The following is a 7,598-nucleotide window of genomic DNA, read 5'->3' on the forward strand; positions in this document are numbered from 1 at the left end:
ACAGCATTCATAATGCTGGGGTCCCTGGTTCAAGTCCAGGTGTAGCCACCAACAATTTCAAAGGCTTAGCTTCGGTTAGGCCTTTTTTTATGTTCGCGTGAAAGGCTATAGACGCCGCAGCAATTCCTGCTCGATTCTCTGGGTTGTCTCGCAGCCCATCTCAGTAATAGATACCTCTGCCAGCAAACGCTCCACCGCGCTCTCAAGCTGATCGGCGAGTGCCGCCGCACGCCAATGGTAACGCAGCAAGAGCGCTGAGCTGAGAATCGCAGCTAGAGGATTGGCTTTTCCGGTGCCGGCGATATCCGGTGCGCTGCCGTGAACCGGCTCGGCGAGCGCAATACCCTGACCCCAGTTGAGAGACGGCGCCATTCCCAGGCCGCCGGACCAGTGACTGGCCAGATCTGACAATATATCGCCAAACAGGTTGGTGGTGACCAGTAGGTCAAAATTGTCCGGGCTTTCGACCAGCTGCAGCGCGGCAACATCGACCAGACGCTCATCGACAATATTATTTAACCCCGCCGTGGCAAGCACTTGCCGGCAACTGTCACGAAACAGTCCGCAGGTCAGGGGCAGGACGTTGGCCTTGTGAACCAGGGTGATACGTCTGCTTGCGCGCAGACCTGCAACCTCGGCCGCGCGCTGGGCGATGTGTTCGCTGGCCTGCCGGCTGATGTGCCGCTCTGCTACCGCCAGGTCAGCTGATTGCATGTGTTCGCGACCGATATACAGGCCTTCGCTGTTCTCGCGCAGAATCAACAGATCAACATCCGCACGACTCGACACCTGAGGCCAGCTGCGCACTGGCCGCAGATTCACGTTCAGCTCAAGGCACTGGCGAAGGGTGAGTATGGCGCTGCGATAGCCTTCAACCTGCTTCGAGGGTGACGACACGGCACCAAAAAGCCCGGCTCCACACTCTCGCATCCGTTGCAGCGTCTCTTCGGGCACTGACTGGCCGTGACGCTCAAAGCAGCCCCAACCGGCTTCAGCCTCGACTATCTGCAGATCAGGCAACAACCGTTCCAGCACCCTGATTGCGGTCGGAACTACCTCCTGCCCGATACCATCGCCTAGAATAACGCACAATCGAGTCATCTCTTTCGCGTCTCCCATGTGGCCAACAGCAAGCCGATAAAAGTCAACGCACCACCCAGGAGGTGATACCAGTGCAGCCTCTCACCAAGCAGAAGTACACCGAGCAGCGCGGTGAAAACCGGCATCAGATAACTGAACAGCGATGCCGTGCCAGGCCCAAGCACCCTCACCCCATTGTTCCATGCCATATAAGCAAACAGCGACGCCATGACAGCGGTATAACCAATAGCCCCCGCCGCGTGCAAGCTCACGGGCATGGGTCCGGTAAGGCTGTACTCCCAAAGGTAGAAAGGCAATAGAAGCGGCACCCCGCATAACAGCATGGCCGCCAATTGCACCAGGCCTGGTACAGGCAACATCCAGCGCCGCAACAACACTGAATAGAGCCCCCAGGCAAGCACCGCGACCACCATGATCAGGTCCCCGGGATTGAACTGTAGTCCGAGCAGAATTTGCGGCTCCCCGCGGGTGAGAATGACCAACAATCCACAGAAGGACAGCATCGCTCCCAGTACGGTAGCTCGGGTGGGCAATTCGTGCAGGATGATCAGGGTCCAGATGAACGCAGCGACAGGTAATCCGGTGTTGACCAGGGTTATGTTGATCGCCGTGGTGCTTTGCGCCGCAAGGTAGAGCAGGGTGTTATAGGTGGCGATACTCAGTGCCGCCAGGGTCAGAACCTGCCAACGGTGGGCGAGCAATGTGTGTCTATGATGCCAGAGGCCCCCAGCCGTAAAGGGCAGCAGCAACAAGAGCGCAGTAGTCCAGCGCCAGAAGGACAAGCCTACAGGAGGCAATAATCCAGCGCTTGCGCGTGCTATCAGAGCGTTCCCGGCCCAGGCCAGGGTACCGAGCACCAAGCCGGCCATGGCCAGGTGACGCGGGCTCACATTCAAGGGGGGCTGAGCCGATACTGTTCCGGGATCTGTTCGGGACCGTTGACTGTCACATCCAGGTCCTTGAGCTGACCATCCTTGATACCGTAAATGAAGCCGTGCACGGTAAGTGGCTGATCACGGTGCCAGGCATTTTGCACAATACTGGTATGACTGACATTGGCGACCTGACGAATAACGTTCAATTCGCACATACGGTCTAGTTCTGTTTCCTCATCGTCTATCAGTTTTAATTTCATGCGCTCGTCGTAGTAAAGATCGCGAATAGAGCGTAACCAGCCATCGCTGAGTCCGAGCTGCTTATTGTGCATCGCAGCCCGCACACCGCCGCATCCGTAGTGGCCGGTAACGATAATGTGTTTCACCTTGAGCACATCAACTGCGAACTGCATGACTGAAAGGCAATTGAGGTCGGTATGCAATACCACGTTGGCTATATTGCGATGGACAAAGAGTTCACCGGGTAACAGGCCGACAATCTCGTTTGCTGGCACCCTGGAGTCGGCACAGCCGATCCACAGATACTCCGGCGCCTGCTGCCGGGCAAGTTTGGTAAAGAACTCCGGGTCCTCCTGCTTGATCGCCGCGGCCCACTCGCGGTTGTTGCTGAACAGGTGTTTCAAATCGGTCATCGTACATCCTTATTGGAGGCTTCCCTGCTCAATCAACCAGGGAATAAGCCATTACCAGTGCGTCTTCACTGCCGCCTGCGGCAGGATAATAATTGGGTCTGCGGCCTATTTCGTTAAACCCGAAACGCTCATAAAGCCGCGATGCTGAAAGGTTCGAAGCCCTGACCTCGAGAAAGGTCACCTCTGCCCCCTTTTGCCTTGCCCGGTCCACAATAAATTCGAGCAAAGCTGCGCCCAGACCGGCTTTCTGGTCCTGTGGGCGGATGGTAATGTTCAGAAGGTGGGACTCATCTCCTGCGACCGACAGCACGGTATGACCAACCTGCTCCTCGCCACGAAACATGAGCCAGCACTCGTATCCGGGCTTGATGCAATCAAGAAAGATGCCTCGGGTCCAGGGGTGGCTGAATGCCGCAAGCTCGACCTTGAGCACAGCCTCCACATCCTCCGGCACCATCGGCTGGTAGCGCACATCGGTCATTTCACTTCGGTCCAACGGGGCATCACACGCTTCAATAATTGCCATAATCCGGCTTTTTCCTCCGGTTGTTGCAGCATGATCTCGATACCTGGGGCAAACCACCCCGATCCAAGACCTTCAAGTGCTTCTTCACGCCCTTTCAGTAGCTCCGCTGCATCCGGATCACCGGTGGCCAGGAGCCCAGCCATCGAACCAAAACATCCGATGGAGGTAACAGGCTGGAGTTCCAGCCGCGCTTGCATGAAAGCCTGCAAGGCTTCACTCGCTGCCTCGGCACTGCGCGCCACTTGCGGATTACGGCTGAGCGGCCAGCGAAAATCCGCTTGCAGGCGCGGCGCAGTGGGTAAACCGGCCGCGCGCAGGATATCGCAGAGTAAATTGTGCTCTGAAGTGCCCTTTTCCAGGCCCGGATCAGAAATCTCGATCAACAACGCGCAGGGTCCGGCCATCCATAGCTGCAGATAGAATGGGGCAACAGATCGGCCAGTTTGTTTCACCTCGGGCGAAACAACGACGGTTTCTGATGGGGTTGGCATCTGAGCCGGCAGTTGAGTTCTGGATGGCTGGGCCGCGATCTGCTCCCTGCGTTGCTGCACCAGCCTGGCAGAAGGAGACTCAACGACGGTAGCCGGCCTTTCAACTGGAACGGGCTCGCTTGAGGCTGCTGGCTTGTTGTCAGGTGCTGCCTGATCGACAGGCATCGCTTGTTCACTGGGCAGAGAACGTTCCGCCTCAGGCTCCGGCGGCAGACGCATCGCAGCATGAGCCAGGGGCTGGCGTGGAACCCAACCAACAACACCAACTGCCTCAAGGTAGGCCAGACGTTGAGACTCTCGCATTACACGTCCGCGGCTTGCGGATGAGCGCGATACGCACCTTCACGCATCAGATTAAGGGCGTTGATGTAAGCCTTGGCTGAGGCCACAACGATGTCAGTATCCGCACCATTACCATTGACGATACGACCCGCCTTTTCCAAACGCACTGTGACCTCTCCCTGGGAATCCGTGCCCTGGGTTATGGCATTGACCGAATACAGCTGCAGGATCGAATCAGACTGTACTATCTGCTCTATTGCCTTGAAGGTTGCATCAACGGGTCCAGAACCAGGGGCCGTCGCCTCCTTTTCCTGACCCTCAATACTCAGAACCACACGTGCCTGGGGAATCTCGCCCATACGTGAAGCTACTTCGAGATACACCAGCTTACTGTGCTCGATTACCTCGGTCAGGGTTTCCGATACCAGGGCCTGGAGATCCTCATCGAATATTTCATGCTTCTTATCTGCCAGTTCCTTGAATCGAGCGAAGGCCATGTTGAGATCAGCCTCGCTGCCAAGCTCGATGCCCAGTTCAAGCAACCGTGAGCGAAACGCATTACGACCTGACAATTTACCCAGGGATAACCTGTTGGTATGCCAGCCCACGGACTGCGCACTCATGATTTCATAGGTTTCGCGGTGCTTGAGCACCCCGTCCTGATGAATACCTGATTCGTGGGCAAATGCATTGGCGCCCACGATTGCCTTGTTCGGCTGTACAGCAAAACCGGTAATACCGGACACCAGCCGCGATGCGCTAAGAATGTTTTCGGTCACAATGCCGGTATTCACGCCCAGAACGTCTTCCCGGGTCTTGATCGCCATCACAATCTCTTCCAGAGCAGCATTACCCGCCCGCTCCCCAAGACCATTGATGGTGCACTCAACCTGACGAGCGCCGGCATTGACTGCCGCCAGGGAGTTGGCCACAGCCAACCCGAGATCATTGTGGCAATGCACAGAAAAAACTGCCTTGTCGGCGTTGGGCACACGTTGAATGATATGCCCGATCATCTCGCCAAACTGATGTGGAATGGCGTAGCCAACCGTATCGGGAATATTGATTGTCCGGGCACCGGCATCGATTGCCGCCTCGATAATGCGGCACAGGAAATCCAGTTCTGAGCGCCCGGCGTCCTCGCAGGAAAACTCGACGTCAGCACACAGATTACGAGCGCGCCTCACTGCTCTGACTGCCTGCTCGACAACTTGATCAGGCTCCAGGCGCAGCTTATGTTGCATGTGAATCGGGCTGGTGGCGATAAACGTATGTATTCGACCACTGTTGGCGCCCGCAAGAGCTTCGGCAGCTCGATCAATATCCGCATCCATCGCACGCGATAGGCTGCAGACAGTGCTGTCACGGATAGTGTCGGCAATCAGCTTTACTGCAGCAAAGTCACCGGGGCTTGCAATGGCAAAACCTGCCTCGATGACATCCACTCCCAACTTTTCCAGTGAGCGGGCGATGCGCAACTTTTCGTCCTTGGTCATTGATGCACCGGGGCTTTGTTCCCCATCACGCAATGTAGTATCAAAAATGATGACGCGATCGCTGTTCATCGACGCTTTCCTCTGTGCTGAATACCTGTGTGAGATCCCCGGCTTATTCTATGCCGAGCACCCTCTGCCAAAGCTGTGATCCAAAGACATACTATAACGCATAGGCGCCCTGGCTGGCTCTGCCGGCGGCAATCATGATTGATCAACGGGGCTTCACTTATGGCGAAACAACACCATGACAACTGTCTGTTTTCAGCATGATCACGTGGGGCTAAGCTGAGATCACGAAGTACAAAAACAACAGGCAAAGGTATCGTGCATATGTTCGATCGTCATTTCCAGGTGTGGCCTGATCAGGTGCCCCATCAGTTGGAGCTCCCCGCCACCAGCATGTTCCACAACCTCACGGTTTCGGCCCTTCGCTTTGGGCAACACCCTGCCATTCACTACTACGGTACCGACATCAGCTATGCGCGGTTCAAGCAGGAGGCTGAAGCACTGGCGGGGCATCTCGAGAGCGTTGGTGTCAAGAAAGGCGATCGCGTCCTGCTGTACATGCAGAACAGTCCGCAATACATCATCGGCTTTTTCGCGATCTTGCGTGCCAATGCAGTCGTAGTTCCCGTGAACCCGATGAACCGTTCGGCAGAGCTCGAGTATCTGATAGCTGATACCCAGGCCCCGGTTGCCCTCTGCGCTCAGGAATTACTGGAAAACATAGCACCGCATCTGGGCTCAGGCCACCTGCGGGAAATAGTGGTGACTGCCTACTCGGAGTACATCACCGAGGCCACAGACCTTAATTTACCTGATGCCGTCCGTGAGCCCGGGCAGGTCCATAGTAAGCAGGGGGTGACTGCCTGGCAGACAGCGCTCAAAAACAGTCTTATCCCTGGAGAGCTGACGGTCGGACCCGATGATCTTTGCGTTATTCCTTACAGCTCGGGTACTACTGGCAATCCCAAGGGTTGTGCTCACACGCATCACAGTGTGATGGCCACTAGTGTGTATGGCGCTGTCTGGACCAATGCACAACATGACATTGTTCATCTTGTATCAGTCCCGATGTTTCACGTAACCGGCATGCAGTCGTGCATGAACAGTACGCTGTACGTAGGGGGAACATTAGTGGTCATGACTCGCTGGGACCGCAAGGTTGCAGCTCAGCTGATACAACGCTGCAAGGTAAATACCTGGCGCAATATCTCGACCATGGTGGTGGATATGCTGTCAGACCCTGATATCGACCAATACGATATCGGCTCACTGAAAAGTATTGGTGGCGGTGGCGCCGCCATGCCAGCAGCGGTCGCGGCCAAACTCGCCGCCAAGACGGGACTGGTGTATATGGAGGGGTACGGATTGTCGGAAACCATGGCGCCCACACACGTCAATCCACCTCAGGCGAGCAAGGCACAATGTCTGGGGATTCCGATCATCGGGGTAGACTCACGCGTCATCAATGTCGATACCCTGGAAGAAGTCGGTCCGGGCGTTGCCGGCGAGATCATAATGCGTGGTGAGCAGATCTTTCAGGGCTACTGGAATCGGCCGGACGCTACCGAGGAAGCTTTTATCGAAGTCGACGGTCACCGCTTCTTTCGCTCCGGCGACCTGGGCTACTACGACGAAGAGGGATACTTTTTCCTTGTAGACCGCGTAAAACGCATGATCAATGCCTCTGGTTACAAGGTCTGGCCGGCTGAGGTCGAATCCCTTATGTACGCTCACCCGTCCATTCGGGAAGTCTGTGTAGTCTCAACTCCGCATCCACGCCGTGGCGAAACCGTTAAGGCCTTTGTGGTGCTGTCAGAAGCTAATGAAAAGATAAGCGCCGAGGACATCATGGGCTGGTGCCAGGAAAACATGGCGGCTTATAAATGCCCGGTAGTCGTCGAGTTTACCGACAGCATCCCAAAATCGCCTACAGGCAAGATCATGTGGCGGCTGTTGCAGGAAGAAGAATGGAAGGATGCGCGGTAACTGGAACTAAACCAATTACGCAGAGAGCTGCGATAATTGGCGCTTTTCCAGGCCCAATGGATCCCCGCGTTCGCGAGGATGACGGGGTGGGATGCTTGACGCGGCAGGTGATCTGCGACTTTTCCAACGCCCAAAGTAAAACCCCGGTCATCTTTCGATAACCGGGGTTTTGGTATAGCGCT

General features: G+C 56.0%; 7 protein-coding genes. 1 reads left to right on the forward strand and 6 read right to left on the reverse strand.

The window, feature by feature from the left end; all coding sequences use genetic code 11:
• Positions 1-105: 105 nt before the first annotated feature.
• The 6 genes from AAC076_RS16990 to AAC076_RS17015 are packed head-to-tail and all read right to left on the reverse strand — an operon-like array spanning position 106 to position 5,493.
• Positions 106-1,101, reverse strand: a complete 996-nt coding sequence (locus AAC076_RS16990; protein WP_339847995.1) for an isocitrate/isopropylmalate family dehydrogenase — start codon at positions 1,099-1,101, stop codon at positions 106-108.
• Positions 1,098-1,991, reverse strand: a complete 894-nt coding sequence (locus tag AAC076_RS16995) for a DMT family transporter (protein WP_339847997.1) — start codon at positions 1,989-1,991, stop codon at positions 1,098-1,100. The genes AAC076_RS16990 and AAC076_RS16995 overlap by 4 nt, the downstream gene beginning before the upstream one ends.
• Positions 1,992-1,993: 2 nt before the next feature.
• Positions 1,994-2,629: a carbonate dehydratase gene (gene can, locus AAC076_RS17000; protein ID WP_339847999.1), complete on the reverse strand. Its 636-nt coding sequence runs from the start codon at positions 2,627-2,629 to the stop codon at positions 1,994-1,996.
• 28 nt (positions 2,630-2,657) lie between these two features.
• A complete protein-coding gene (gene rimI, locus AAC076_RS17005) occupies positions 2,658-3,110 on the reverse strand; it encodes a ribosomal protein S18-alanine N-acetyltransferase (protein WP_339848001.1) in 453 nt (150 codons plus the stop codon).
• Positions 3,107-3,949 (reverse strand): hypothetical protein, encoded by an 843-nt coding sequence (locus AAC076_RS17010; RefSeq protein WP_339848003.1) that lies wholly within the window; start codon positions 3,947-3,949, stop codon positions 3,107-3,109. The genes rimI and AAC076_RS17010 overlap by 4 nt, the downstream gene beginning before the upstream one ends.
• Entirely contained in the window at positions 3,949-5,493 is a 1,545-nt protein-coding gene (locus AAC076_RS17015) for a 2-isopropylmalate synthase (RefSeq protein WP_339848005.1), read from the reverse strand. The genes AAC076_RS17010 and AAC076_RS17015 overlap by 1 nt, the downstream gene beginning before the upstream one ends.
• Before the next feature lie 261 nt (positions 5,494-5,754).
• On the opposite strand from AAC076_RS17015, the gene AAC076_RS17020 reads away from it, so the two are divergent.
• A complete protein-coding gene (locus AAC076_RS17020; protein ID WP_339848008.1) occupies positions 5,755-7,416 on the forward strand; it encodes a long-chain-fatty-acid--CoA ligase in 1,662 nt (553 codons plus the stop codon).
• The last annotated feature ends 182 nt before the right edge of the window (positions 7,417-7,598 follow it).

Source organism: uncultured Halopseudomonas sp. (assembly GCF_963977355.1).
Taxonomy (GTDB): Bacteria; Pseudomonadota; Gammaproteobacteria; order Pseudomonadales; family Pseudomonadaceae; genus Halopseudomonas.